General features: G+C 45.2%; 20 protein-coding genes. 3 read left to right on the top strand and 17 right to left on the bottom strand.

The window, feature by feature from the left end; translation table 11 throughout:
• Positions 1-23 precede the first annotated feature (23 nt).
• The 9 genes from ABH09_RS04460 to nagA all read right to left on the bottom strand — a co-directional run bounded on the left by ABH09_RS04460 (position 24) and on the right by nagA (position 9,258).
• Positions 24-875, bottom strand: a complete 852-nt coding sequence (locus ABH09_RS04460) for a carbohydrate ABC transporter permease (protein ID WP_253715358.1) — start codon at positions 873-875, stop codon at positions 24-26.
• 9 nt (positions 876-884) lie between these two features.
• Entirely contained in the window at positions 885-1,763 is an 879-nt protein-coding gene (locus ABH09_RS04455; protein WP_253715357.1) for a carbohydrate ABC transporter permease, read from the bottom strand.
• A gap of 248 nt (positions 1,764-2,011) precedes the next feature.
• Complete coding sequence (locus ABH09_RS04450; protein WP_253715356.1) at positions 2,012-3,322, bottom strand: ABC transporter substrate-binding protein; 1,311 nt, start codon at positions 3,320-3,322, stop codon at positions 2,012-2,014.
• A 195-nt stretch (positions 3,323-3,517) separates the two neighbouring features.
• Positions 3,518-4,267: a Sir2 family NAD-dependent protein deacetylase gene (locus ABH09_RS04445; RefSeq protein ID WP_162663013.1), complete on the bottom strand. Its 750-nt coding sequence runs from the start codon at positions 4,265-4,267 to the stop codon at positions 3,518-3,520.
• A gap of 52 nt (positions 4,268-4,319) precedes the next feature.
• Positions 4,320-4,799: a ribonuclease HI gene (gene rnhA, locus ABH09_RS04440; protein ID WP_203232446.1), complete on the bottom strand. Its 480-nt coding sequence runs from the start codon at positions 4,797-4,799 to the stop codon at positions 4,320-4,322.
• A 295-nt stretch (positions 4,800-5,094) separates the two neighbouring features.
• Complete coding sequence (locus ABH09_RS04435) at positions 5,095-6,165, bottom strand: 3-deoxy-7-phosphoheptulonate synthase (RefSeq protein WP_253715734.1); 1,071 nt, start codon at positions 6,163-6,165, stop codon at positions 5,095-5,097.
• Positions 6,166-6,173: 8 nt separating this feature from the next.
• Positions 6,174-7,262 (bottom strand): AI-2E family transporter, encoded by a 1,089-nt coding sequence (locus ABH09_RS04430; protein ID WP_162663012.1) that lies wholly within the window; start codon positions 7,260-7,262, stop codon positions 6,174-6,176.
• 2 nt (positions 7,263-7,264) lie between these two features.
• Entirely contained in the window at positions 7,265-8,071 is an 807-nt protein-coding gene (gene nagB / locus ABH09_RS04425) for a glucosamine-6-phosphate deaminase (RefSeq protein WP_253715355.1), read from the bottom strand.
• 14 nt (positions 8,072-8,085) lie between these two features.
• Positions 8,086-9,258 (bottom strand): N-acetylglucosamine-6-phosphate deacetylase, encoded by a 1,173-nt coding sequence (nagA, locus tag ABH09_RS04420; protein WP_162663008.1) that lies wholly within the window; start codon positions 9,256-9,258, stop codon positions 8,086-8,088.
• A gap of 274 nt (positions 9,259-9,532) precedes the next feature.
• On the opposite strand from nagA, the gene ABH09_RS04415 reads away from it, so the two are divergent.
• Both ABH09_RS04415 and ABH09_RS04410 read left to right on the top strand, forming a co-directional pair.
• Complete coding sequence (locus ABH09_RS04415) at positions 9,533-10,636, top strand: DHH family phosphoesterase (protein ID WP_230978032.1); 1,104 nt, start codon at positions 9,533-9,535, stop codon at positions 10,634-10,636.
• Positions 10,633-11,259: an epoxyqueuosine reductase QueH gene (locus ABH09_RS04410; protein ID WP_253715354.1), complete on the top strand. Its 627-nt coding sequence runs from the start codon at positions 10,633-10,635 to the stop codon at positions 11,257-11,259. The genes ABH09_RS04415 and ABH09_RS04410 overlap by 4 nt, the downstream gene beginning before the upstream one ends.
• 462 nt (positions 11,260-11,721) lie before the next feature.
• Here the strand turns inward: ABH09_RS04410 and ABH09_RS04405 are convergent, their stop codons facing one another.
• Positions 11,722-13,821: an ABC-F family ATP-binding cassette domain-containing protein gene (locus ABH09_RS04405; protein WP_253715353.1), complete on the bottom strand. Its 2,100-nt coding sequence runs from the start codon at positions 13,819-13,821 to the stop codon at positions 11,722-11,724.
• The gene (locus ABH09_RS04400; protein ID WP_253715352.1) at positions 13,821-15,335 is read right to left on the bottom strand and encodes an SH3 domain-containing protein; all 1,515 of its coding nucleotides are present in this window, start codon (positions 15,333-15,335) and stop codon (positions 13,821-13,823) included. Before ABH09_RS04400 ends, ABH09_RS04405 begins: the two co-directional genes overlap by 1 nt.
• Before the next feature lie 360 nt (positions 15,336-15,695).
• On the opposite strand from ABH09_RS04400, the gene ABH09_RS04395 reads away from it, so the two are divergent.
• On the top strand, positions 15,696-16,940 hold the full coding sequence (locus ABH09_RS04395) for an extracellular solute-binding protein (protein ID WP_253715351.1): 1,245 nt from the start codon (positions 15,696-15,698) through the stop codon (positions 16,938-16,940).
• A gap of 16 nt (positions 16,941-16,956) precedes the next feature.
• Here ABH09_RS04395 and ABH09_RS04390 read toward each other — a convergent pair whose 3' ends face one another.
• From ABH09_RS04390 to ABH09_RS04365, 6 genes are all read right to left on the bottom strand, one after another.
• Positions 16,957-18,597: a BamA/TamA family outer membrane protein gene (locus tag ABH09_RS04390; protein WP_253715350.1), complete on the bottom strand. Its 1,641-nt coding sequence runs from the start codon at positions 18,595-18,597 to the stop codon at positions 16,957-16,959.
• A 121-nt stretch (positions 18,598-18,718) separates the two neighbouring features.
• Positions 18,719-19,429 carry a hypothetical protein gene (locus ABH09_RS04385; protein ID WP_162662997.1) on the bottom strand — a complete coding sequence of 237 codons (711 nt, stop codon included), beginning with the start codon at positions 19,427-19,429 and terminating at the stop codon, positions 18,719-18,721.
• A 40-nt stretch (positions 19,430-19,469) separates the two neighbouring features.
• Complete coding sequence (locus tag ABH09_RS04380; protein ID WP_253715349.1) at positions 19,470-21,149, bottom strand: DUF5312 family protein; 1,680 nt, start codon at positions 21,147-21,149, stop codon at positions 19,470-19,472.
• 8 nt (positions 21,150-21,157) lie between these two features.
• Positions 21,158-22,231 (bottom strand): tRNA dihydrouridine synthase DusB, encoded by a 1,074-nt coding sequence (dusB, locus tag ABH09_RS04375; RefSeq protein WP_253715348.1) that lies wholly within the window; start codon positions 22,229-22,231, stop codon positions 21,158-21,160.
• Complete coding sequence (locus ABH09_RS04370; RefSeq protein ID WP_253715347.1) at positions 22,228-23,001, bottom strand: TatD family hydrolase; 774 nt, start codon at positions 22,999-23,001, stop codon at positions 22,228-22,230. The genes dusB and ABH09_RS04370 overlap by 4 nt, the downstream gene beginning before the upstream one ends.
• Positions 23,002-23,116: 115 nt before the next feature.
• Positions 23,117-24,937: a phosphoenolpyruvate carboxykinase (GTP) gene (locus ABH09_RS04365; RefSeq protein ID WP_253715346.1), complete on the bottom strand. Its 1,821-nt coding sequence runs from the start codon at positions 24,935-24,937 to the stop codon at positions 23,117-23,119.
• Between the last annotated feature and the right edge of the window lie 110 nt (positions 24,938-25,047).

The following is a 25,047-nucleotide window of genomic DNA, read 5'->3' as shown; positions in this document are numbered from 1 at the left end:
AATAATAAATAATATGAACACCTTTATTCTTTTAGAGCCCCTTCCCCAAAACCCTTAATCAGCTGCGCGTGGAAGACAATATAGAATACAATCATCGGAAGTACCCCGATAATGAGGGAGGCATACTGTAAACCGTAGTCGATGTTGAGCCGCCCTGCAAATTGGGTAATCGCAACCGGCAAGCTTTTCAACGTCGCCTTCGTTGTAAAGACAAACACGAATAAAAATTCATTCCAGTGCTGTAAGAAAGACAGAATAACCATCGTTGCGATGACGGGAACGGACAGCGGCATAATCATCATCCAAAATATGTAGCGGTACTTTGCGCCGTCTATCTCCGCCGATTCAATGAGCGCATTGGGAATCCCCTTAACATACGAAATCGCAATCATAATGGAGATCGGAAGGTTGAAAGCAACATACGGAATGATAACCCCTAAGCGTGTATTCACCATACCGAGTTTTGCTTCCAGTTGGAACAACGGGATGATAACTGCATGAACGCTGATCATTAAACCAAAGGCAAAAATCGAAGTAAAGACCTTTGACGATTTGAAAGGGAATTTTGTTAAACCGAAAGCAGCAGCCATTGCAAGCAGCATGGTAGAGACGGTCGCCGTAATCGTATAGATAAAGCTGTTTACCAGTGCAATACCTAATCCACCCTTTGCCCACGATTCGGTATAGTTAAAAAAGGTTGGAGCTTTCGGCAGCGCCAACGGGTGAATCATAATTTCCGCATTCAGCTTAAAGGACGAATAAAAAAGCCAAATAAGCGGGAACAGCGTAAGTACCGCAAAAGTCAGCATTAAAACGTAGGCGCTCGTTTGCCAACCGTGGGAGGCTTCCTGCAGCATATTTCGTTTCATAGTCATATCAGCCTCCTAATAATCAAAGCGTTTTGTTACGGCTCGGCTTATCATCAGGGCTATAACGGTAAAGATGATAATGATAACAGCCAGCGCACTACCGTATCCGTAATTCTGGAATACAAAGGTCGTATTGTACATATAAACGGCGATAACTTCCGTAAAGTGCGCAGGGCCTCCGCCGGTCATCGAATAGATGAGGTCAAAACTCTTAAAACTGCCCGAAACTGCCAGAATAGTATTGATAAAGATAACATTTGCCAGCATCGGCGCAATAAGGCGGGCAAAAATTGTTCCTTCCCGTGCGCCTTCCAGCTGAGCCGCCTCTATAACGCTATACGGTATCCGCTGCAGGTTAGCTAAAAAGATAACCATATAAAGACTGGTATGCTGCCACAACAGTACAAAGAGGATCGGAACAATTGCAAGATATTTATCTTCAAATATCGTCATAATATAGTCGGGATTGCCGGTTAGATCGCGTATAATCGCAGGGACAACTCCCACAGGAGAAAATATCCGGTTCCACAGCTGTGCAACGATAACAGATGAAATAGTTATCGGTAAAAAAATCAATACTTCAAAAAAGTTCGCGTGTTTTACCATTTTTCGGTAGAGCATGTACGCAAGCAGAAGTCCGAGCGGGATCTGTCCTAATACTGAAATCAGTACGATGAGGATATTGTTCCGCAAGCCGATGTAGAACACGGGGTCGGTAAACATTCTGATATAGTTACCAAGCCCGATAAACTCCATCTTTCCATACCCTTTCCACTTTGTCAGACTTAAATAAAAACTGAACAGCACGGGAAAAATAATAATGCCGATGTAAATAATAAAAGCGGGCAAAATAAAAGAAATATAGCTTGTCCGCTTTTGCCGTAAGTAGGTCATATACCGTAAACCGCCTTGCTATTTAATTCATAATTCATAATTGGTAATGAGTAATGGGTAATTACAATCCGTTCTCAATTAGTTAAGCGCTTCTATCTCTGTATGGCTGAGGCCGATCGCTGCGGCGATGTTTTTAATAGATAATGTGTAATTATAGTAACGGGTAATTGGTGGCAATTCTAATTGTACATTAAACATCACCAATTACCCATTATTCCCTGCGTTCTTCAGTGGATTCTAGTTTTATTTTACTTCTTGCGATGGGAATCGTTAGCAGCGACCCATGCTTCGTATTCGTCCGCAAGTTCAGCAGGAGTTTTCTGCCCAATCATAACCGCCTGAATACCGGGGTTGAGTACACTATTTACACCTTCGCTGTCCATCTTCGCATCGATAACATAACCCATGCTTTGGTTATTAATCAGATCAACATACTGCTTTGTAAGCTGATCAATATCGAATTTTGAAAGGTCGAGCTTATAGGTAGTCATAGTTCCGAACTTTGTCAAAATCTCACAAGCTTCTTTACCGGACATAAAGGAAATGAATTTCCAAGCAGCGTCGGCTTTTGCACCTGTCAACTTTGCATTCATACCGAATGCTTCACCGATCGTCGCAGCACTGGAGCCATGTGTAACTTCCCCTGCAACAGCAGGAAATGCCATCAGCTGATACTGTGCATAGTCTTCGGGTTTTGCAGCTTTTTTTAATGCCGAAATACGCCAGCCTGCATCCAAGAGATACACAGCCTTATCTGCAATAAATTCACCCCAAGAAGCAGTACCCTCCATCTGGTTTACGCCCGGAGGGAATAACTTTGAATCGGTCATCGTTTTAATCACATTGATTGCGTCAACGAACTGCTTGTCAGAGAACTTTGCCGTTCCGACCATCGCTTTATCAAACCACTCGGTACCAGCCATACGGTCGGTCAACATGGACAATAAGAGCGACTGAGCCTGCCACTGTCCCTTATTTGCGAAAGCGAGCGGGGTTAAACCGGCTGCTCTGATAGCAGGAACTTGATCGATCATTTCTTTGAGTGTTGTTGGGGTAGTCAGGCCAAGTTGTTTTTGTAGTTTTGGATTAACATAAACGACCGTACATACCGCAAGGTTCTGCGAAATAATATAGATCTCTCCATTCGGTCCCTGGGGCACCCAAACAGCAGGATTGTACTGATTTTTCAAATCATCCGTCAGGTAGGGGCGGAGGTCTTTTACCATACCGCGATCAAGCACATAACCTGAACGGGCTCCCGCATACGTAGTAAATACATCGGGAATATCCCCCGAAGCAGCCATGATTTGGAACTTATCATGGAATGCTTCGCCGTTCACATACTCGAACTCAAGCTTGATATTCGGGTATTGCTTTTCAAAAGCTGCTACGGTCTCGGGCCAATACGCCGATTGCGGATTAGCGAGATCCATCTGCATATACACCGATAGGGTTACCGGCGCATCCGAATCGGCGTTATCCTCTTTCGGCTTACAGCCTGTAAGTACAAAAAGTACAGTACACAAGCATAAGAACGATAGCGCAATGTTTTTTTTCATTGATCCTCCTCAGGTAGACGACTGTCAATTCAGATATGAATTTTCAATTGTCAACTTTAAATATAGTAGATTGGAAATAGTATATCATTGATTCGCGCTTTTTACCAGTAAAATTTTTCAAAATATTGACATGCCTAAAAGCATGGTTAAATTTTTAGGGACGCCCACTTTAATTTTACTATTGGAGTCCCCGTGTTATTCAAGCAATGTATGCTTAAGATATTCAAAACACTCCTGCAAGTCGGTACAACGGAGGATTGCGTAATCGTCAAAATATGTCGGCTGTTCGTTGACAATAGCCACCGTACCGCCCGCTTTCAGGGTCAGCTGCGGCAGCGCTGCGGCAGGATACACGGTGAGACTGCTGCCCAATACCAGCAATAGATCCGCCCTGCCGCATTCTTGTTGAGCCTCCGTTATTGCAGCAAACGGGAGCGCTTCACCGAAAAACGTAATATCAGGCTTTAATGCATGACCGCATTTCGGACAGAGCGGAACCTCTCCCTTGCGAGCAACATCGACGACATCTTCAAAGGTTGTACTATAAGAACAATGCGTACAGCTATGCCGCGAAGGAGAACCGTGCACTTCGATAACGTGCTTGCTTCCGGCTTTTTGGTGCAATAAGTCGATGTTTTGCGTAATAAGTGCCTTTAACATTCCGCGGGCTTCCAAACCTGCAAGTACCTGATGCACAATCGACGGTTCTTTTTCTTGTAGCCCGTAGATAAATTCCTTTGCAAGCCGATAGTATACCGACGGCGTTTCCCTAAAGACTTCGATATCGAACATCTTATCGGTTTCAGGCAGCGTATACAGTCCGTCCTTCCCCCTAAAATCCCGAATGCCGGATAAGGTACTGACTCCCGCGCCCGTAAAGGCAACACAGTGCTGCGCCGCTGCTATACGATCCGCTAATTCTCGATATACTTTTTCGTTTTTCATACAAACCTCCCTTTTGTGTAATCGTCACGGAAAACAATCGAAATATCTTAGATTACTTTGCTCTTTTAGCTGCTTCTACGGCGAGGGTATCGCAGAGTTCGTTATAGCGATTTCCTGCATGCCCTTTTACCCACATCCATTCAAGACTGAGTTGAGAGGCAAGTGCATCGAGCTGTTGCCAAAGGTCTTGATTCTTTACCGGCTCTCTGGCAGCTGTTTTCCAGCCGTTCAGCTTCCACTTTTTTATCCACGAAGAGATCCCCTGCTGCACATACTGAGAATCCGTATGCAGGGTTAGCGGACAGTCGGCATAGCACGGCAATATATTTTCTTGATAGGCAGTCAGTGCTTGAATAACGGCGAGTAATTCCATTCTATTGTTCGTAGTCAATTTCTCCCCGCCGGATCCTCGCAGCAATTCCTGCTCTGACTGATCGCCTTGAACGTCTTTGAGAATCATCACAAATGCCCAGCCGCCCGGGCCGGGATTTTGAGAACATGCTCCATCGGTGTACAATTTAATTTTTTTCATAATAATATCTCCGAGTACAGGACAAGCGCATCAACCTTTTGAAAATATACGGTACATCTACTTTCAAAAAACAGACACTACAGAACGGACACGGATGTCCGTGTTTCCAAACAGAAGCGATGTTTTTGCGTGAGCAAAAACTCGCGTCCAGAAGTGTACACGGATGTACACTTCTGGACACCCATTCTTCTGCGATTTTTATTTATCTGTCTGATGCGCTTGTCCTTCCTTAAAAAAATGTATGAAATTTTTAACAAAATTTCATACAAGAGGAAGGCAACTGCTTGGAATATTTCTAATGCAGTTGCCCTGTCCATATATCCGCGGCTTCGGTGAGAAGCGATTCGGTCATTTCCCAGCTCATGCAGGGGTCGGTAATTGATTTGCCGTACTCGCTCTTTTCAGTGCAATGCTCCGGCGAAACAGCCCCCGCCTGAATAAAGCTTTCGAGCATACAGCCGCGGACTGCTTCAATCTGCGGCGTTTCCAGTCTCAGCCGGAGGCTTCCGAGTAGGATGTCCCGCTGCTTTTCGGGCTGACGTTGTGAATTACCGTGCGAACAGTCAATCAAGATCACCGGCCGTATGCCCTGTTCCGCCAAAAGGCGGCGGCTTTCTTCTATTGAAGCCCTGTCACAGTTTGCTCCGTGTACGCTGCCCCTCAATACGAGGTGCGCGTATTCATTGCCGCTTGTATGCATCACTGCGGGGCTGCCGTTCTGCATAATGCCGAGGAAAGCATGCGGTTCCCGTGCGGAAACGATCGCGTTTATCGCCGTACTGATATCACCATCGGTAGGGTTCTTAAACCCGACCGGCATCGACAGCCCCGAAGCGAGTTCTCGATGAATCTGACTTTCGGCGGAGCGCGCACCGATGGATGCCCAGCTGATAAAATCCGCAGTATATTGTGGCACAATAGGGTCGAGCAGCTCCGAAGCAACCGGCAACCCTAGTTCGGTTATAGCGCTCAGTGTTTTACGTGCCGTTTCCAGCCCGCCGGTAATATTAATAACCCCATCAAGCGCAGGTTCCACGATTAAACCGCGCCAGCCCAAACCGGTACGAGGTTTTTCAAAATACACCCGCATGATAATACAAAAGCAATCACGATATTTTGCCCGTAAACGCATTAATCGGCCGGCATAATCCACCGCAGAAACAGGGTCGTGGATAGAACACGGACCGACAATCAGTAAAAACCGATTGTCAGTACCGGACAAAATCGCTTCAACTTCTTTCCTTCCGGTCAACACTGTTTGACACGCTTTTTCCGATACGGGAATTTTTTCAAGCATCTGCTGCGGCGAAATCAACGGGTGTATTCGCTCAATACGCCGATGGTATAACAGCGGGCGGCTATTCATAGTCAAGGCTAGACTTCAGCATCCGTACTGTCCGAAGTCCGCGCAATATCGATCAGCGTAAACAAGAGGATAACAAACAGCGGACCAAGCACAATTCCGTTCAGCTTAAAAAAACGGATACCGCCAAGTATCGAAAAGAAAATCAGCAACGGATGTATCTGAACACGGTTCTGCAAAAACATCGGTCGTAAAAAATTATCGATTGAACTGATAAAAAAACCTGCGACACAGAGGAAGAGAATGCCTTTAAATAAACCTGCCGTTAACAATATTTCTATCCCAAGCGGCGCCCACACCAACGCGCATCCAAAGAAGGGTAAAAATGAGCTGAAAAAAGTTAAAAAGGATAAAAGCAGTGCACCTTCTACCTGAAAAATAGTGTACACAATAAACGCCGCTGCAAATTGGCATATTGAAACGAGGAAGTACCCCATAAAAAGATTGGTGATAGTATCTTTTATCTTTGCCGCCAATTTTTGACCTTCCGACACCTGAATCGGAATAGCCGTTACAAACACCGAAGCGAGGTATTGCCCGTCGATAAACAGGAAATAAAGCGCAAAACACATGAACAGGAGTGAAAGCACAAAATTACCGATATTTTTTGCAATACTCGTTGCATAGCGAACAATCGTATCGGCATATTGAATAAAAAAATTCATCAGCTCTCTTTTAAAGTCGAATACCGAAAGATCGATTGTTCCCATCGAAATTTGCATGACCAATTCGTTCAGCGGCGCGTCTTTTTCCATTCTAAATAGCTGAGGATGCGTAACGAAAAAGTTCATCATTTTCTTTACGAACATCTGCCCCTGCCCGATCAGTTTAATAGCAAAAAAGAACAGAACCCCGGCAACCAGTATAATAATACCGACTGAAAATGAGGCGGCGATAATTCTCTGTTGCATTCTAAACCATCGGGACTCAGAATTCAGCTTTTTAAGCAGTTTATGATACAGCGGCCCGAACATAATATAGAGGATAGCCGACCAAAGCAGTACACTCGCGTAGGGTAAAAACACCCGCGCTACCAGCACAACGGTAATCGCCAGAATGATAAAAAAAGAAACGGTTTGAAACTTGAGTGATTTCTGCATGCTTATTTTGTTCCGCCTGCTGAAATTGAAGATTCGATATCTTTAAAATACCGGACGGTTCCAACGCGGAGTTCATCGGTGGCCGGTTCGTCGCATACGATAATTGCGTGCGGATGCAACTGGAGCGCAGAAATTGTCCAGATATGATTGACGCTTCCCTCTACCGCATGCCGTACTGCCCGCGCTTTGTTATAACCGGTTGCAAGGATCATCACTTCCTCGGCATCGGTAATGGTGCCGATTCCAACGGTAAGCGCCGTCTTGGGAACCGCCGCCGTATCGCCGTTAAAAAAGCGGGCATTCATCGCAATGGTGTCCTGCGTTAGTGTTTTTTGACGTGTGCGGGATGAAAGGGAAGAACCCGGTTCATTAAAAGCGATATGCCCGTCTGCTCCGACTCCGCCCAGAAATAAATGAATTTTTCCGTATTGAGCAATCGCCGCTTCGTATTTTTTGCATTCAGTCTCAGTATCTTTCGCCATACCGTCTAAAATGTGGATGTTCGCGGAAGGAATGTCGATATGCTTAAAAAAGTTTTCATACATAAAGTAGTGATAACTTTGCGGATGATCGGGAGATAAGCCGACATATTCATCCATATTAAAGGTAACGACGTGTTTAAACGAAATCTTTCCTTCTCGATGCCGTTTAATCAATTCTTTGTAGACACCGAGCGGTGTAGACCCCGTCGGCAGACCGAGAACGAACGGCTTTGACGCTGCCGGAGCAAAGTCCATGATCTTTTTGCAAATATAATCCGCCGCCCATACGGAACAAGCATCATAATCTGACTTTATAATTAATCGCATAGCTTCCCCTATTCTTAAAACAAATTTTTTTTCAAATTTCCTTTTATGACGGTTGCAAGCACATTGAACTGCTTATCGAATACGATAAGATCGCCTTCATATCCCGGCATAATGGAACCTCGTTTGGAATACCGCATAATTTCCGCCGGATTTGCAGAACCGAAACGAACGGCTGTTTCTACCGGAAAGCCGAAGGATACAAGGTTCTTAACCCCACGAATCATCGAAAGGCTTGAACCGGCAATAACGCCATCAGCCTTACGATGGAAACAACCGCCTTGGAGCACAACTTCTTCTCCATTTGCGATCAGCATACCTTCGCGCTGTTCCGTCGGTTTGAGGCTATCGGTTATTAAGACAATCTTATCGATCGGTTTATCCCGTGCCAATAAGCGGATAAGGTCGGGATGAACATGGATACCGTCCGCAATAATTTCGCAGGACATTTCCGGATGGATTAATATCGCACCGACGGCGCCCGGGTTGCGATGGTGCATCTGGCTCATCGCATTAAAAAGATGCGTAGAATGTAAAATTCCTGCTTGCATTCCCTCAAGCATATTCTCGTAAAGCGCATTGGTATGCCCCGCTTGCAGCACAATATTTTTTTTGATGCAATAGAGCGCCAGCTCACGCATATTTTTAAGCTCCGGAGCTACAGTCATATTGACAATATTCCCGTTCGACGCAGCCCAAAGCTTATCCATCAAATCCAGATTAACAGGACTGATTGCAGAAGGACTTAACGCTCCGGGTTTTTCCGGCGAAATAAACGGACCTTCAAGGTGCAACCCCATGATGGTCGCACCTTCTTCATGTCCCATTGCATCGACAACGGCGCGGATACATTCAGTCATATTTTCCGGTTCGGTCGGATACAGTGTAGGATTAAAAGCCGTTACGCCATATTCAGCAAGAGCCTTCGACATACCAAGTATGGAATCGGGAGAGCAGTCTTCCGTCCCGAATCCTGCAAATCCGTGAATGTGGGTATCAATCAACCCCGGAGCGATATACGCTTTACCGACATCGACAATACGTACTTCCGGAGAAAAGCGTTTATTTAAAAAGCGGCGCTCACTAAAGACATCTTCAATCTTGCCATCTTTAACATAGACGCAGCCGTTTTCCATTAAGGAATAACCGGTCACTACCGTTGCGTTATGAAAACAAAGTGCATTCTCCATGATTCTCTCCGTAATTCGGTCGATTCTATCAAAAAAACGTTAAAAAGCCTAGAGCTCATAAGGCAGCTGCATCAGGTTTCTGACAACTTCTGCACTGACCGCATTAGACATTTTTCTAAAAAATGTGTTTTTGGATAACACTTTATTACAAAGTGTGTTATAATAGTATGATATGGATTTAAGAGGTAAAAGGTTTAAGCCCGATTTGCACTTTAAAAGGCAAAACATGACTATCGGGGCACGAAACCGGGTAATAAAAAATATCTATTATCTTATGAAAACGCACCGGTCCTTTTTGATTCTCGGTCACGAAAACCCTGATGAAGATTGTTATGCTTCGACGGTAGCGGGCGCACTATTGTTGCGCAAATTTAATAAACATGTCAGCATTTTTTTAGAATCCGTACCGTCTGAAAACCTTAAATTTCTCACTTCCATCTGCAAATATAACAAGATCAATATATATTACGGAACAATGCCGCCGATCCGTTCCGTCGAAGTTCTCTGTATTTTTGATACGCCAAAGCCCGATATGGTAGCAGCAAACGGCTGTATCTATGATTTTCTGAATACCCCGTCTATTCCAAAAATTGAAATAGATCATCACTTTGATTCCGATGCTGCATATTCCGGAGATCCCGCCTATTCTTTAGTCCTCCATGCTTCCAGTACCTGCGAAATTTTATGCAGAATATGTTATAAATTGGCCAATCATCCCGAACTACGGCAACGCTACAGCATTGAAGAACTCTATTCGAGAAATTTGGTACTGACGCTGCTGACCGGTATGCTCGGCGATGCAAAAATGGGAAATTATATTTCTAATCCGCATGATAAAGAAGTTTTTGACTATTTTTCCAAGCATTTAAATTTGATGTTGCGGATAAGTACCCATTCGGAGGGACGTACAAAAAAAATCGAGTCGATGGAACGGCTGCTGGATGTGATGAAAACAACCGATGCTGAGACTGAGAAAATCTATCATGCCATTATCGACCGCGCCAGTTATACCGGATGCATCGGGAAGGTCATTTTATCGGAAGATGAGTCGAATGCTTTCCTGAAAAGTATCGAATATACGCAGTTTACCGGTATGATTAAGGAGGCAACCAATGCCATCGCAGAGAAAGTCGAAGGCATAGGAATTTCCGCTTACTACGATTCTCCCGGCAAATCCAATAAAATACAATGCCGTATTAGGGCGAGCGAAGCGATGCGAGGCATCGATTTACACCCGATTCTGAGTTATTTTAAAATTACTGATGGAGGCGGACACCCCGGCGCGATCGCCTTCCGGCTGCCCCGAGAATCCGGTAAGTTGCTCCACTCATTACTCGCAGATATAGAATCATTTATTAAGCAAAACCTATTGATATGAAGCAAAATTTTCAATTATTGATGGAACAAACCATCGCGGATATTGGCGATTTCTTTACTGCCGAAGCTCCGCCGCGTCTTATGCTCCATTCATGCTGCGCCCCATGCAGTTCTTCGGTAATAAAGCGGCTGGCAGGGCATTTTAAGCTAACTGTCTTCTATTATAACCCTAACATTGATACCCGACTTGAATACCGTACACGGGCGGACGAACAAATCCGTTTAATCGAACAGTATAATACATCAAAAGAATTCCCGTACCGAATCGATTACACGATACAGGACTATAGCCATGAACAATTCCTTGAAATAGCAGAGGGCTATACGGATTGCCCTGAAGGCGGAGAGCGATGCTTTCGTTGCTATCGGCTCCGGCTAGCAGCAACGGTACGCGAGGCAGCGGCTCAAGGCTTCGATTTTTTCTGTACGACACTTTCGCTCAGTCCGCTTAAAAGTGCCGCAAAAATCAACGAAATCGGCATGGAACTCGCCACTGATAAGTGCCGATGGCTGCCGAGCGACTTTAAGAAAAAAGACGGATATCTGGAGTCTATTAGGCTTAGTAAGGAATTGGGGTTGTATAGACAAGATTACTGCGGCTGTGAGTTCTCCCTCACCTTTTGAAAATATACGACGCATCTGCGTTGTCGCTTAACAAAAAACAGTCCTCGACGTACATCAAGTACGCCTGCGGGTGTTTTTTGTACGCTCCTAGCATCTGCATCGTCTATTTCAAAAGGCTTACGGAGAGTATGTTTTACGATATGCCGTTGCTGCGCACAAATTAATCCTCAACGTATCAAAGATACGCCTGCGGTTAATTTGTGCTCGCGCCTCGTAGTTTCAGAACGGACAGGGATGTCCGTGGTTCTAGTCAGTAGCGATGTTTTTGTGCAGCAAAAACTCGCGTCCGGAAGTGTACACGGATGTACACTTCCGGACAGGCTATTTTCAAAAGGCTAACGGCAAATGGTATTTCAGAACCGCCAAGGACGGCGGTAGTTCCACGCAGAAGCGAGTTCGCTTGCGAACTCGTAGCCCAAGAATGTACAAGGAGGTTCATTCTTGAGCGAGGACGGCGGTGGTTCAACTGCCTGAATCTTGGGCGAGTGCTTCCCACTGTTCTGTAAGTTCAGCGGAGGTTGCTTGTAAAGCATGAATCTGCTGCAGAATGCTGCGAGCTTTTTCACCGTCAGTATATACTTCGGGGTTTGCGAGCTGTGCTTCCAGTTCTCTTATTTTGTTTTCGGTTTCGGCAAGTTGTGCAAAAATACGTTCTTCCTCTTTTTCGCGCTTTCGCTTTTCCGCCCGCAGCCTTTTTTGTTCTTCATAAGAAAGAGCTCCGCCGCCGGTGCCGCCTAACGGCATCCCCGCTTGTGAACCGGAAGGTATCCCTGATGCATTCCCTGAGAAAGCACTGCTTGTTTTCCCGCCGCCCGAAGAATCCGCTGCTTTCCTGCTTAGGCTGCCGACGACGGAGCTGCCGGTACCTTGGTTTCTATTAGCCTGTACATATCCTGCCGTTTGCCCCGACTTTTCGGCTGGACTGTCGGCTGCTTCGGCGGCAATCCGGTATAGGTAATAGTCGTAGGTGCCCGGGAAGTTTCTGATACGGGTACCGGTGCCGGGCGTTGCCGAAGCTGTCAGTTCAAGGATGCGGGTTGCAAGTCCTTGGATAAAGAACTTATCGTGCGAAACAAAGATAACCGTCCCTTCAAACCGCTGCAGTGCATCAAGCAGCACATCTTTGGAATGAAGGTCAAGGTGATTGGTCGGCTCGTCTAAGATAAGGAGGTTGAGCGGCTTCAATAACAGCCGGAGCAGCGCCAGCCTGCTTTTTTCCCCGCCGGACAGCACGGATAGCTGCTTATGGATGTCGTCGCCGCGGAACAAAAAGGCGGCGAGCATATCGTAGAGTTTCGGAATAAGATGGGTCGGCGCTTCCCGCTCCATCAGCTGCATGATAGTTTCGCTGCCGGTAATCCGCTCGGCCTCATCCTGCGAAAAATAACCGGTGATAATGCCCGCCCCGTACTTTACGGAGCCGGTATACTCGGAATCTTCACCCGCCAGTATCCGCAAAAAAGTGGTTTTACCGGCGCCGTTCCGTCCCGCCAATGCCAGCCGTTCCTGCTTGGTAACGGTGAGTTCCGCGTCTTTCAGCACGAGCCGCTCCCCATACGCCTTAGTAATTCCTTCGGCTTGCAGTGCAATATTTCCCGAATGAGGGGCGGGTGGAAAGCTGAAATGAATTTTCTTTAAGTGTTCGGGCAATTCGATACGCTCAAGTTTTTCGAGCCGCTTTACCCGATCCTGCACCGCTGCGGCTTTTGTCGCCTTGTAGCGGAACTTCCTGATAAAGTCTTCTGTTTTTGCAATTTCCAGCTGCTGCTGCGTGTATGCTTTTATCAAAGAGGCAAGCTCTACCTCCCGCGTCTTTTCGTAGTTGGTATAGGTTCCTGCATAGCGCTTAAGCGTTCCATTGAATAATTCATATGTTTCGTTAACCGTTGCGTCCAAAAACGAGCGGTCGTGACTGACCAGCAAAAAACCGCCGGTAAACTTTTTCAGCCAGAGTTCAAGCCAGCTGCGCGCTTCGATATCGAGGTAGTTGGTCGGCTCATCCAAAATGATGATGTCAGCCCCGCTCAAAAGAATCTTCGCAAGTGCAATGCGCATCTGCCATCCGCCTGAAAACTCATCGGTGAGGCGGGTAAAATCTTCCGGCGTAAAACCAAGCCCGCGCAGCGTTTCATCCGCAAGCCGCTGCCTAAAATACCAGCCCGATTGCTCAAGCTCGGTTTGCAGGGCGTGATAATCGTGCGCAAGTCGCTCCGCCTTTGCCGCATCGGCCTCTTCGCTCATAAGCTTGCCAACGGCCTCGAGCTGTTCTACCAGCTGCGCTCCGCGGGAAAAGGCGGTATCGGCTTCTTCTGCCAGCGTTTTACCCCTGTGTATAATGCCGGACTGCGGCAGGTAGGCAACACGGGTGTTCTTTTCCATCGAAATGGAACCGGAATCGGCCTGCATTACCCCTGCGATAATCTTCATCAAGGTGGATTTACCGCTGCCGTTGGCTCCGGTAAGCGCCGCCTTTGTTCCCTGTGTCAGTACCAGCGTAATATTCTGCAGAATATCGCGATCACCGAACGCAAGGGAGATATTTGAAAGCTGGACAAACGGCATTAGTCTTCCGTTCCTTCCGTCCCGAAAAAGAGGATAACGGGATTGAGGTTACGCACGGCAGCAACACCGTCGGTAATATTTTCAGGCTGTACGTATTCAAGTTTAACACCCTGCTTAGATACCGTGTAAAAGAAGTCAATCCAATCCGCACTGCCGTCGAATTTGAATGACAGAATCCCCATATATTCGGTCTTGAGTTTAGCACTGATGAAATAGCGGATTGCGACGGAACCGGAATCCCCTGCCCCCTTAGGAATAATCGTCGGGGATAACACTTGATATCCGCTCCAGCGGAATCGCTCTCCGCCTAAAAATTGCAATACGCCGTAATTCACAGAATTGAATACGGGACCGGTTGTAACGAGCGTCTGCAACGCAACATTCCGTCGCTCCACCTCCGCTTGGACAAGTTCCCGAGGATCTTCCTTCAACGTAATAAAATATAGTATCTGTACCCGCCCCTTACCATCAGTATAATTGACGGCAATCGTATCCGAGTCTCTGATTTGCAACAGGAGCGGGGAACCTTCAAACTGATAGGCACCCATCCGGTTTTTTATGATACCGGTATAAGAGAAAGCAAGCTGCTCATCTTTCAGCATAATACGTGCGATGCCGGTTCCTTCACCGGGAAAAAAGCCGAAGTTCTCCGTCATCCGCTCGGGATCAATTTGTTTTTTTCGAATCATATCGCGGTAATATTCGGGATACCACCGGCTTTTTAAGATGCTTGTAAGAATTTCATCCGCTGCAGTTTCCGTGGTCTGCCGTGCGACAGAAGGTTCTCCTTCATCATACGTAAAAAGATTATAGGAAAAACACCAACCGCGAGTGCCATCGTTGGTCATCACATAGAGCCAATCACCTTCCAAAGGCTTATCCCGTGCAACGACCGGAGCGCCTTCTCCTTTCCAAAGAACCTTTACAATCTGACTTTCACGCAAACGATATACCTGCTTGCCCGTATTATCGGGAGTAGATCGAAGCGGCAAGCCATCCAATTTCACCGCGGCATACACAGAGCGATACTCGGAAGTCTTTTTGATATATGCTTCCGCTTCGCGTTTTGAAGAACAAAAAGTGAGCTGCCAGAGCGGAATCTCTATCTTTTGATTATTCAGCTCAGCAATATACACCTTCGAGATATTTGAACGGACGAGGATCGGCACTACATCCGATGCCGTTAGATTATATTCGGGGATAGACCAGTTGACGACACCGTAACCGATTTTTTTTGAACAACCGGTTATCGTAAAAATAACGAAACAAGAGAGCGCTAAAATGAATACGGCAGACGCAGTATTGTAAAAATGATGTAATTTTTTCATATATATTTCCACATTATCCTGAATGAAAAGATTATACTTTAAAGACCGCATCCGCGCAAGGATATTGCCGCAGAGTAAACGTATCAGTCCGTTTTTTAGTAGCCCCGCAGAATAATTGAGGTCGTTCAACCAGAACTGCCAAGGATGGCAGTGGTTCCATACAGCAGCGATGTTTTGTGCACGCACAAAACTCGCCTTCAACTGTTGTACACGGATGTACAACAGTTGAAGATGGTTCAAATGGTCTCACAGCCCCAATGATTCTGCGATTTTTGCCTAGCCTGCCTGATACATTTACTCGTCTACTCGAAAAATGTGCGAAATTTTATTTCCTTAAAATGCAACAGTTGAACAAAATATGAATTTTGGAAACTGTTGCATTCGTGCGCGAAAAGCGCACACATCAATACGCAAGTTTTCGAAAGAAAACTTGACGGTTAAGGTGAGCGGCGTCATTGTAGACGCTCACCTTACACCTATGAAATTTCGCACAGAAGGAAAGCAACCACATTGACAAGGTGATTATTGTAGTCATAATGGATGAGTATGAAAAAATTCCTTTTTATTGCAGCGTTTGTAAGTTGTATGCTATCTGCGTGCAAAAATGCCGAAGACTCAATTGCAGTTATTTGGACTAACCGTACTGAATTCATCTCTTATTGTGAGGCTTTTAACAACGCCCAAAGCCGTTACAAAATAACCGTCAGCTATAAAGAAACTCCTTCTGATGCTTTAATGGCAGCATCAGAACAGCCTGATATCGTTATTGGGCCATGGCTAAGAGGCGACGAAACACGGGCAAAATTCACTAAATTGGGAGGGCTGCTTTCTAAAAAGAAAATCGATCCGGATATTTTTTATCCGTTATTATTTGAATTGGGAAATATTGATGGGTCACAGTACCTCCTACCGGTCAGCTTTAATTTACCGACTATTATCTTTTCCGCATCGCAAAAAAATTTAGTAAAAACAAATTTTACACTTTCCCTTGAGGAGATGAGGGAACTTGCGGCAGCGTATAACACAAAAAACGGATCGGAATATACCAAAATGGGGTTTTCTCCTCGCTGGGATACAGATTTTCTCTATGTTACCGCACAAGGCCTTGATGTATCTTTTGAAGAAACAAAAAACCTCTTTTCGTGGAACGATAAAATGCTGCAGGAATTGATTACATACACGCGCCGGTGGTCGGAAGAGGTCAATACAAACGCTGCAGCTGAAGATGAATTCAAATTTAAATATCTCTACGATCCGCCATATACATTGATTACAAATGAACGATGCCTATTTTGGTACCTACCGAGCGATAAACTGTTGGCATTAAATAACGAAAGATTAAAATCGCTTGATTATCGGTGGATGAGTTACAACGGCAAAACACCGGTACAGGACGAAATTATATATGCAGGAATTTGTAAGAAGGCAAAAAATGCAGCAGCGGCACGGGCTTTTCTGCTTTGGTTCTTCAATGAAGAAAGTCAAAAAGATATGCTCGCCCGATCTCAAACCGATAATATGATCGCTCCTTCTTTCGGATTAGCTGGGGGATTTTCTGCTGTAAAGAACGTAACCGAAAATATTTTCCCTGTCTATTATCCCCTTTTGCTCAAGCATTCGCCGCAAACCGATGATTTTTCTGCGCCACATATCTTACCCCATAACTGGCTGCTACTTAAAAAGGAAATAATCTTTCCATACTTACGGGATCAAACACGAATGTTTTCCGGCAGTGAAAAACCGCTGTCACTCAACAGACGGATATCTGATTGGTATAAAAAACCCCGCTAATATTTATCGAAACCTTTTAATAGTGTAGACCGATTCCAATAAATATTTCGCTAATTGATTCCCCATCACGGTTTGCTCGACCGCTTAAACCGGAAAGATTTTTCAGTTCCGTTAAATCAAAACCGACGCTTGCCCTGACGTAAATACTCCGCATTTTTTCAGGATAGACGATCACTTCAAGCCCCCCCGCATACCATCCGTCCGCCGGATGATAGTATCGTCCCGTACGCTTATCGTGCACTAACGCAATATCCAAGAAAGGGACAAGCTGAATATCGCAATTAAAAAACCGCGTCCATGCAACGCCGGTAATAGTTTGGAAATTCAGTGAAGCAATCCGAATAGGGATATCAAGATTAAAGGTAAAAGCAGTATCCGTATCGATTCGTTTATTCAAAATGCCACGAAGCGTAGAACCTGCCTCCGTACTTGTACTTCCGAATAAATGATAAAAAAACTGCGCCCGACCATATATACCAACTCTGTTTATAAATGGGTAATATCCGGCTAAAGAGGCGGAAAAGCTGATACTCATCTTCCGTTTGTCGTAAAATTGATAGGCATACGTATTACCGAGTGAAAATGAAAGACCTTTCCTAAAATTTAACTCCCAATTCACCTTTGAAAGAGAAAGCGTATGCCCCCAATTAAACGTCCATGTTCGCAGACTGTCTGCCTGTATACCGTCAAATGCCCAATTCCCTGCAAGGCTCATAGATGGGGTCCATACGAGCGAACCGAATCCTTTCACTTCAGTAATCATAACAGGTGCGCGTACAAATGCTGTCGTTTTAAAGTAATATCGGTCATAAGGATATAAATAGCCTAACCCACCCGGTCGCTTTTGTTCCGTATGTTCTACACCAGGGATCTTCAATGAGCTCGTAATGGACATCTGACTTGATGTACGATCGTTAATTGCCAATTCAGGTAAAAGGCCGAATGTAAGGGACAACCGCTTATTAAATTTGACCGATGCCGTCAATCCGGTACCGATATTTATTTTAGGAACTTCTTTGTATGCGTAAACAATCTGGAAGCTGTTATCCCATAACAGATTAAATGCACCCGCTTTAAACGGTAATGCAAAGTTGATTGAAGATGAAAAAATCTGCTGGTTTGTTTCGGTTGAACGGTATACTACATCAGCTCTTAAGGGTTGCAATGTCCCTATAAAATTAAAATCCTGCATTTTCAGCTTCAACTGGAAACCGCTATTCGAGTCAAAAGAAGGGTACGGAACCACGATGAAATTCCATGTATCGGTGATTGCGATAGTAAGCGTAACGGGTATTACTGCTTCGTTATCAGGCGTGCCATATTCCGTATCTATTTGAACTGAGTGAATAACCCGAATATTTTTAAATCGTTGTTTAAGGTTATCGAGATAGCGCAACATCGCTTCTTCCGAATCAAAAATACGGCTGGTGTCGATCGGAACCGCCTGTGAAAGCGGATATTTTTGTGTCAGTCCCTTGATGTTATAGTTGACAACCGTTATTCGATAGCTTTGAACAAGAGGTGCTTCGGTAGTCGTATCAGCTAAAGGTGCCTCTACCGGCACATCAATAAGAGCGGATTGCGCATTCTCAACTTCTTGGGCATAAACAGCTACCGTAAGGCAAATGTATACACTGGTAATAGCAGACCGTATCAAACGTATATGTTTTTTTGATATTTTATAACTAAGCATACAGGGATACTATTTAACATATAAAAACCTTTTTATGCAAGAGATATTTTTTTGTCGTATGGCGCAGTAGATGCGCTGTATATTTTCAAAAGACTTCGTAGGGGATAACCTCTTTAATCTCCAAATAAACAGTCAATTCAGCGGTAAATTTTCCACCTGACACATACAACCGCGGGTTATCCTTAATCAGCATCTTTCCGTTAACAGCCTTAGGTTTATTTTTAATGTTTTTCCGTAAATATCCTCGAACAGCGGCGAGCGCCGCGTACCGATAAGCCTGCCGCACCCCGTCTATCTCTAACTTGCGTTCTGCGCTGCCGGAACCTTTGGCGGTAATATAATTGATACGTATCCATTCCGTTCTATGCAAGGCTATCGCATCGGTAACACGGTATTCCGCCCAGCAATACAGGTATGGATACTGCGGACGAAGCTCCGTAACGGATAAACGACTGTCACCCGAAGGAATAGATCGAAGCGATTCCAGTTCAAACTCTTCCGCAACCGCCCTCCGCTTGTCAAAGGGAGTATAAGAAAACTTCCAGCCGTAGACCATTCCTTCCATTACCGTTGTCGACAATGCGATGAGCGCTTGCCGGGGGGGCAACTGCATCCCTTGGGTGTCGTTATCCATCACCCCCGGCTGAGATTCAAGAAAAACCCACACCGGTGCACGGATAATAAGAGCATCGTTTGTTCCTGAACCAGAATAACTGTCAGCATATAAGAAAGGAATACTACAGAGCAAAAATAAAAAGGAGTATATCTTACGGAATATCATGGTTTTGAATATCATAATTTTACTTAATAATTTTTCGGTACTAAATGTTTAAACATTATTTCTGCATCGGTTTTACCGCAGCCCCTGCATTCGGTGCGGCAGTAGGAATAGGCGCTCCCGGTTTCCCTTTTTCTATAGAACCGAATACCGCATAGTTTTTCATTATTTCAAGGAACATAGCAAAGATGTGCCGATCCTGTTCCAAACGAATAAAGGATTCCTTATTTTTAGAACTGACGACAAGAGCTTTTATGTTTGTAATCAATTCGGAGGTAGGCGCTTTTATATCCTCCAGCAAGTGTTCGGTAAAAATATACAGATCGGCATAGGATTTACTTCCGTTTTGTACGATAGTCTTTGCCTGCATATTTGCAATATCAACGATTTTCTGCAACTGTTTTTTCATATCTTTACCTTTCTCAATCTCTGCAATATAACCTTGAATTTCAAGGAGATTACATTGCCCCTTCGGCTTAAAAAGCTGTTCAAAATTAGCTATTTTACTCGATAGCATTTCGCAGGAACGATAAATTGCCGCATATTGCCCTTCGACCTGTTTGTTCACAAAAAAGCCTTCAATCAACAGAGATTTTAAAAAAGTTTTGTAGTGCGCTTCAAAATACATTTCGGTAAACGCTTTTAATAATTGTATCGGTTTAACCCAATCAAAGGAAATCGGTGAAAGATTTTGAATAGCGTCATTAACTGTATCATTATATCCTTCCAACGGTTTCAACTGACCACTACCGAAGCATTTTTCTATTAAGCCTGTTATATTATTTTCTTTGGTGATTTTTAATAGGCGTTTTGAATCTGCTTGGAAAATCTCACTACTTCGATCAATATACTCCTGCAGAGGTTTTGATTCGGAAACGGTTACCTTTTCTTTAAAATTGGGATCTTCTTTAATCAATTTCAACATTATCGGTATCGTTGTCCGCTTCAGCTGATTTGCGAGAAGATTTTCGACCATATTCAGCGTTTTTTCCAGTTTTACTCCTGTCTCGTCGGTAAAATTCCCTAAACTCCGCGCCAGAAAAATGACATCGTTGATTGTCGTCTGCGTAATAGAAACATGCCGTACGATAAATTGGAAGTCCAACAAATTCTTTATCACATCGCCGGCAAATACTTCTTCAAAATTATCCTGAGAAATCGATGCCGGTCCAGCCGTATTTAGTTGCAAATTGTTATTAAATTGACTGAGAAAAGACGCGTAATCGAAATCGCATAGATCGGAAAGGAAAAAAAGTTTTATCAATTCCTGCTCACGAGTTTTAAACGCAGGCGTATGGAAAAGACGTATAAAGTTTTTAAAGCTGTGTATTTGTTCTTGTAGTGTATGTTCCGTTTCCTGATAATTTTTACACTTTGATAAGAGCAGGCTCCGTGCCTGGAAGGTAAAACTCCGGTGTTGTTTTACCTGCTCTTCGGACAATATCGCTTCAAAAAATAGATCCTGATATTTCTCGGCTGCGCGTATATCAGGGGAATTAACAGTCTTGTCCAGAATAACTTTTATCGGTTGTAAAAAATGATAAAGCTGATACAATAGTGACCCGAACGCCGGGAGTAGTATTTTTCCGGTATGGTATAACGGCGGATTCAGCTTTTTGAGTTCTGCAGCATACCCTTTAAGTTGCCGCTTCTTTTGATACTCCGGTGATGAGGAAAAAAAGAGACCTTCAAAAAAATCCTTTATTAACGTAATAAGAGTATTGATAAAATCAAACATAATAATCCTCACCTATTGTTATCGGTATGCGGATACACCGCCTGCAATGAGAAGTTCTTTAAAATCCTTTCATAGTCCTGTATGGAACTTGCCTGCACCAGCTGTTCGCGGAGCTTTGCTCCGCCTACAATTCCCTTAGTATAAGCGGCAAATCGCTTGCGCATTTCGCGGCAGGCAGTCTGCTCTCCGGCTTCTTCACACAGCATCATGAGTTCTTTTTTTGCCGTCTCAATTTTATCCGCAGGAGTTATTTCGGAATAAGCACCGGTTTGCAATAGCTCCCGTGTTTGCCGGAAGATAAAGGGATTACCCATAGCTCCGCGTGCAAACATAACACCTATGCATCCGGTCGACACAAGCATATCGTACGCGGCCTGAGGGCTGAATAAATCGCCGGATCCGAATACGGGGACTTTTCCCCGCATCATCCGCACAAGCTGTGCCGTGATATCCCAATTTGCCGTTCCGCTGTAGCACTGCGCACAGGTACGAGGATGAATGGTTAGAGCTGCAGCACCTGCTTCAACTGCGGCTATTGCGGCCTCCTTCCAAGTAAGCTCGGTTTGCGACCAGCCGGAACGTATCTTTACCGTTACCGGGACGGCAACTCCGGTTTGCTCTACTGCGTCCTTAACAGCCTTAACCACCGCGTAGAGCTTTTCCGGATTCCGCATCAGTGCGGAACCCGCCCCTGTTTTAGTGATCTTCGGCATAGGGCATCCGGCATTAATGTCGATACATTCAGGGTGGTAGCGTTCGATGATCCGCACTGCCGTCCCTGCCATAAAATCGGGATTTGCCCCGAATATCTGTACCGCATACCGCCGCTCGTTATGCGCACGAGTAATAAGCTTTTCCGTTTTCGCCGAACTACGGATGTACGCTTCCGATGAAACCATCTCAGTATAGGTAAAATCCGCACCCCAATCAACACAAATAGAACGGAAACTCCTGTCGGAATAACCCGCAACCGGCGCCAAAAAAATATTTCCGGGAAGCGTTAAATTCCCTATCGTTACCGGCCGGTAAAGTTGGCTATCAGTCTCCATTGTATTTAATTCTCGCACATCCAATTCACTCATTCCGGCAAATTAAATGCTTTACAACTATTCTTCCACAACTGAGCCGCCAATGTTTCTATATCCATTTTTAACAGTTTGGCCATAAATTCAACCGTAGCAACAGTGTTCGCCGGCATATTGCGTTCTTTCCGATACGGTGCAGGCGGTATAAACGGGCTTTCGGACTCAACCAATATACGGTCAAGCGGCAGCGTTTGTACCGTTTCGTGCAGATTACGAGCATTCCGGTATGTAAGATTACCCGCAAACGAGAAATAGAGCGGCAGCTTTAGTGCTAGCCGCGCAAACTCGGCGTCTTCGGAATAGCAATGCAGGATACCGCCTGCTTCGGGCATCCGCTCGGAAAGGATATTCAACACATCCTTACCTGCATTCCGATTATGGATAACAACCGGTTTTTTTGCCTTTGAAGCAATCTCCAGCTGCGTAATAAACAGCTCAATCTGAGAACGCTGATCCCCGTACTTTTTGTAGTAATCAAGTCCTGTTTCTCCGACGGCAATAACGCCGGGCAATTGAAGACCTTTTTCAACTTGAATAGCCCAGTCTCTCCCCGGTGCCACCACTTCTGACGGAGACACGCCGATAGCATAATACACCGACTGTTCGGTTTTGAGCGTTTCATATACCGAATAAAAGTCATGCAGGCTGTTACAAATACTGAGTATCCTGGTCACGGATGCACGTTTGGCTTCTTGGATAGCGCGCAGCTGCGCAAGAGGATCGTTGTATAGCAATCCGATGTGGGCATGGGTATCAAAAATTTGCATTGCGGTTCCTCCTTTAAGCGGCAGTTTCACAAAATAAATACAGGACGTTAAAAAACTCGATTAAATTCACGTGGCAGCTTTCGAAATAGAAACGCTCGACAATATTCCGGTATAATTAGCCGAGCCGTTTTTCCAGCGTATTTAAGGCCTCGGTAAGTTCTTTGGGCAGCCTATTGCCGAATTTCGGATAGTGATTCTCTCGAATATCTGCAATTTCTTTTTTCCAGCCTTCAGCATCTACCGAAAGGATTTCTTTCATTTGTTCCTTCGACACATTGAGACCTCCGGTATTGATTGCTCCCTCTTTGGGCATCCAGCCGATAGCGGTCTCTACGGCATTATCTTTACCGTCGCAGCGGTCGAATATCCACGCGAGTACGCGGCTGTTTTCCCCATAGCCGGGCCAAATAAAGTTACCGTTTAAGTCCTTGCGGAACCAGTTGACGTAGAAAATCTTGGGTAATTTGTCCGCCGTCGATTTTTTACCGATGTTGATCCAATGTTGAAAGTAGTCGCCCATGTTGTACCCGCAGAACGGGAGCATGGCGAACGGGTCGCGGCGGATACTGCCGACTTTTAAATCGAGCGCTGCGGCGGTAATTTCCGAGCCGACAATCGAGCCGAGAAATACGCCGTGGTTCCAATCGCGGGATTGGTGTACCAGCGGGATAGTACTCGGACGGCGGCCGCCGAATAGGAATGCAGAAATGGGCACGCCTTTGGGATCTTCCCATTCATCCGCAATTGCCGGACACTGCCTAGCAGGCGCGGTAAAGCGAGCATTCGGGTGCGCAAATTCTTCGCCTTTCGGGCTTTTATCCGTCGGCAGCGCATCGCGGGTATTACCTTTCCAGTCCACCAGTTTTCCCTTTGCAGGATGTCCGATCTGTTCCCACCATATATCTCCGTCTTCCGTCAATGCGCAGTTGGTAAAGATGGTGTTTTCTTTTATTGATTCCATTGCATTTTTATTCGATTGGTCGGAAGTTCCCGGCGCTACGCCGAAGAAGCCCGCTTCGGGGTTAATGGCATACAAGCGACCATCCTTACCGAACTTCATCCATGCGATGTCGTCGCCAACCGTTTCAACCTTCCATCCGGGAATGGTTGGAATGAGCATCGCGAGATTCGTTTTGCCGCATGCAGAGGGAAAGGCGCCGGTAATATATTTTGATTTTCCTTCCGGATTGGTAATTTTTAAAATAAGCATGTGCTCGGCAAGCCAACCTTCGTCCCGTGCAAGCACGGAAGCAATACGCAGCGCAAAGCACTTTTTACCCAACAATGCGTTTCCGCCGTAACCTGAACCGTACGACCAGACCAGCCGCTCTTCCGGAAAGTGAGAAATATATTTATGCTCCAGCGGAGCGCAGGGCCACACACCGTTATCGGTTTTACCCGCTTCAAGCGGCTTCCCGACCGAGTGCAGACATGGAACAAATGCACCGTCGGAGCCGAGCGCCTCGAGCACTTTTGTGCCTACCCGTGTCATAATGTGCATATTGCAGACAACGTACTCGGAGTCGGTAATTTCAATACCGATTTTTGCAATGTCGGAACCTACGGGACCCATCGAAAAGGGGATAACATACAGAGTACGTCCCTTCATGCAACCATTGTACAGCGCGCTCATCGTTTTTTTGAGCTCAACAGGGTCAGTCCAGTGGTTTGTAGGGCCGGCATCTTCTTCTTTTTTTGAAGCAATAAACGTTCGGCTTTCCACACGAGCAACATCGGAAGGATCCGAGCGAAATAAAAAGCTGTTTTTTCGTTTCTTTAAAGGAGTTGCCAACTTTACATCGACCAATTTTTTCATCAGTCGATCATATTCTGCTGCTGAACCGTCACACACATATACGCTATCCGGTGTACACAGCGCGGTTACCTCATCAACCCATTTACGAGCCTCTGTATGTTTAAGCGTATCTATCGTCATTATTTTTCCTCCAAAGTTAACAGGTATCTGTATCAATTATATTATAGATAATAATCGAAATATCGGGTTTCTGCAAGATTTTTCTCTCTTTGTGCATTCCTTTTTAACAA

The organism is Treponema sp. OMZ 803 (genome assembly GCF_024181165.1).
Lineage (GTDB): Bacteria > Spirochaetota > Spirochaetia > Treponematales > Treponemataceae > Treponema.
Note: the sequence above shows the minus strand (reverse complement) of the source record. Positions and strands in the feature narration are given on the sequence as shown.

Excerpts from the sequence above, each read along its gene's own strand:
- ABH09_RS04430 (WP_162663012.1), bottom strand. The coding sequence starts at position 7,262 with ATGCAGAAATCACTCAAGTTTCAAACCGTTTCTTTTTTTATCATTCTG.
- ABH09_RS04435 (WP_253715734.1), bottom strand. The coding sequence starts at position 6,165 with ATGAATAGCCGCCCGCTGTTATACCATCGGCGTATTGAGCGAATACAC.
- ABH09_RS04455 (WP_253715357.1), bottom strand. The coding sequence starts at position 1,763 with ATGACCTACTTACGGCAAAAGCGGACAAGCTATATTTCTTTTATTTTG.
- ABH09_RS04460 (WP_253715358.1), bottom strand. The coding sequence starts at position 875 with ATGACTATGAAACGAAATATGCTGCAGGAAGCCTCCCACGGTTGGCAA.
- ABH09_RS04445 (WP_162663013.1), bottom strand. The coding sequence starts at position 4,267 with ATGAAAAACGAAAAAGTATATCGAGAATTAGCGGATCGTATAGCAGCG.
- rnhA (WP_203232446.1), bottom strand. The coding sequence starts at position 4,799 with ATGAAAAAAATTAAATTGTACACCGATGGAGCATGTTCTCAAAATCCC.
- ABH09_RS04405 (WP_253715353.1), bottom strand. The coding sequence starts at position 13,821 with ATGCCGTTTGTCCAGCTTTCAAATATCTCCCTTGCGTTCGGTGATCGC.
- ABH09_RS04380 (WP_253715349.1), bottom strand. The coding sequence starts at position 21,149 with ATGTTTGATTTTATCAATACTCTTATTACGTTAATAAAGGATTTTTTT.
- ABH09_RS04385 (WP_162662997.1), bottom strand. The coding sequence starts at position 19,429 with ATGATATTCAAAACCATGATATTCCGTAAGATATACTCCTTTTTATTT.
- ABH09_RS04410 (WP_253715354.1), top strand. The coding sequence starts at position 10,633 with ATGAAGCAAAATTTTCAATTATTGATGGAACAAACCATCGCGGATATT.
- ABH09_RS04365 (WP_253715346.1), bottom strand. The coding sequence starts at position 24,937 with ATGACGATAGATACGCTTAAACATACAGAGGCTCGTAAATGGGTTGAT.
- dusB (WP_253715348.1), bottom strand. The coding sequence starts at position 22,231 with ATGAGTGAATTGGATGTGCGAGAATTAAATACAATGGAGACTGATAGC.
- nagB (WP_253715355.1), bottom strand. The coding sequence starts at position 8,071 with ATGCGATTAATTATAAAGTCAGATTATGATGCTTGTTCCGTATGGGCG.
- ABH09_RS04450 (WP_253715356.1), bottom strand. The coding sequence starts at position 3,322 with ATGAAAAAAAACATTGCGCTATCGTTCTTATGCTTGTGTACTGTACTT.
- ABH09_RS04395 (WP_253715351.1), top strand. The coding sequence starts at position 15,696 with ATGAAAAAATTCCTTTTTATTGCAGCGTTTGTAAGTTGTATGCTATCT.
- ABH09_RS04370 (WP_253715347.1), bottom strand. The coding sequence starts at position 23,001 with ATGCAAATTTTTGATACCCATGCCCACATCGGATTGCTATACAACGAT.
- nagA (WP_162663008.1), bottom strand. The coding sequence starts at position 9,258 with ATGGAGAATGCACTTTGTTTTCATAACGCAACGGTAGTGACCGGTTAT.
- ABH09_RS04415 (WP_230978032.1), top strand. The coding sequence starts at position 9,533 with ATGAAAACGCACCGGTCCTTTTTGATTCTCGGTCACGAAAACCCTGAT.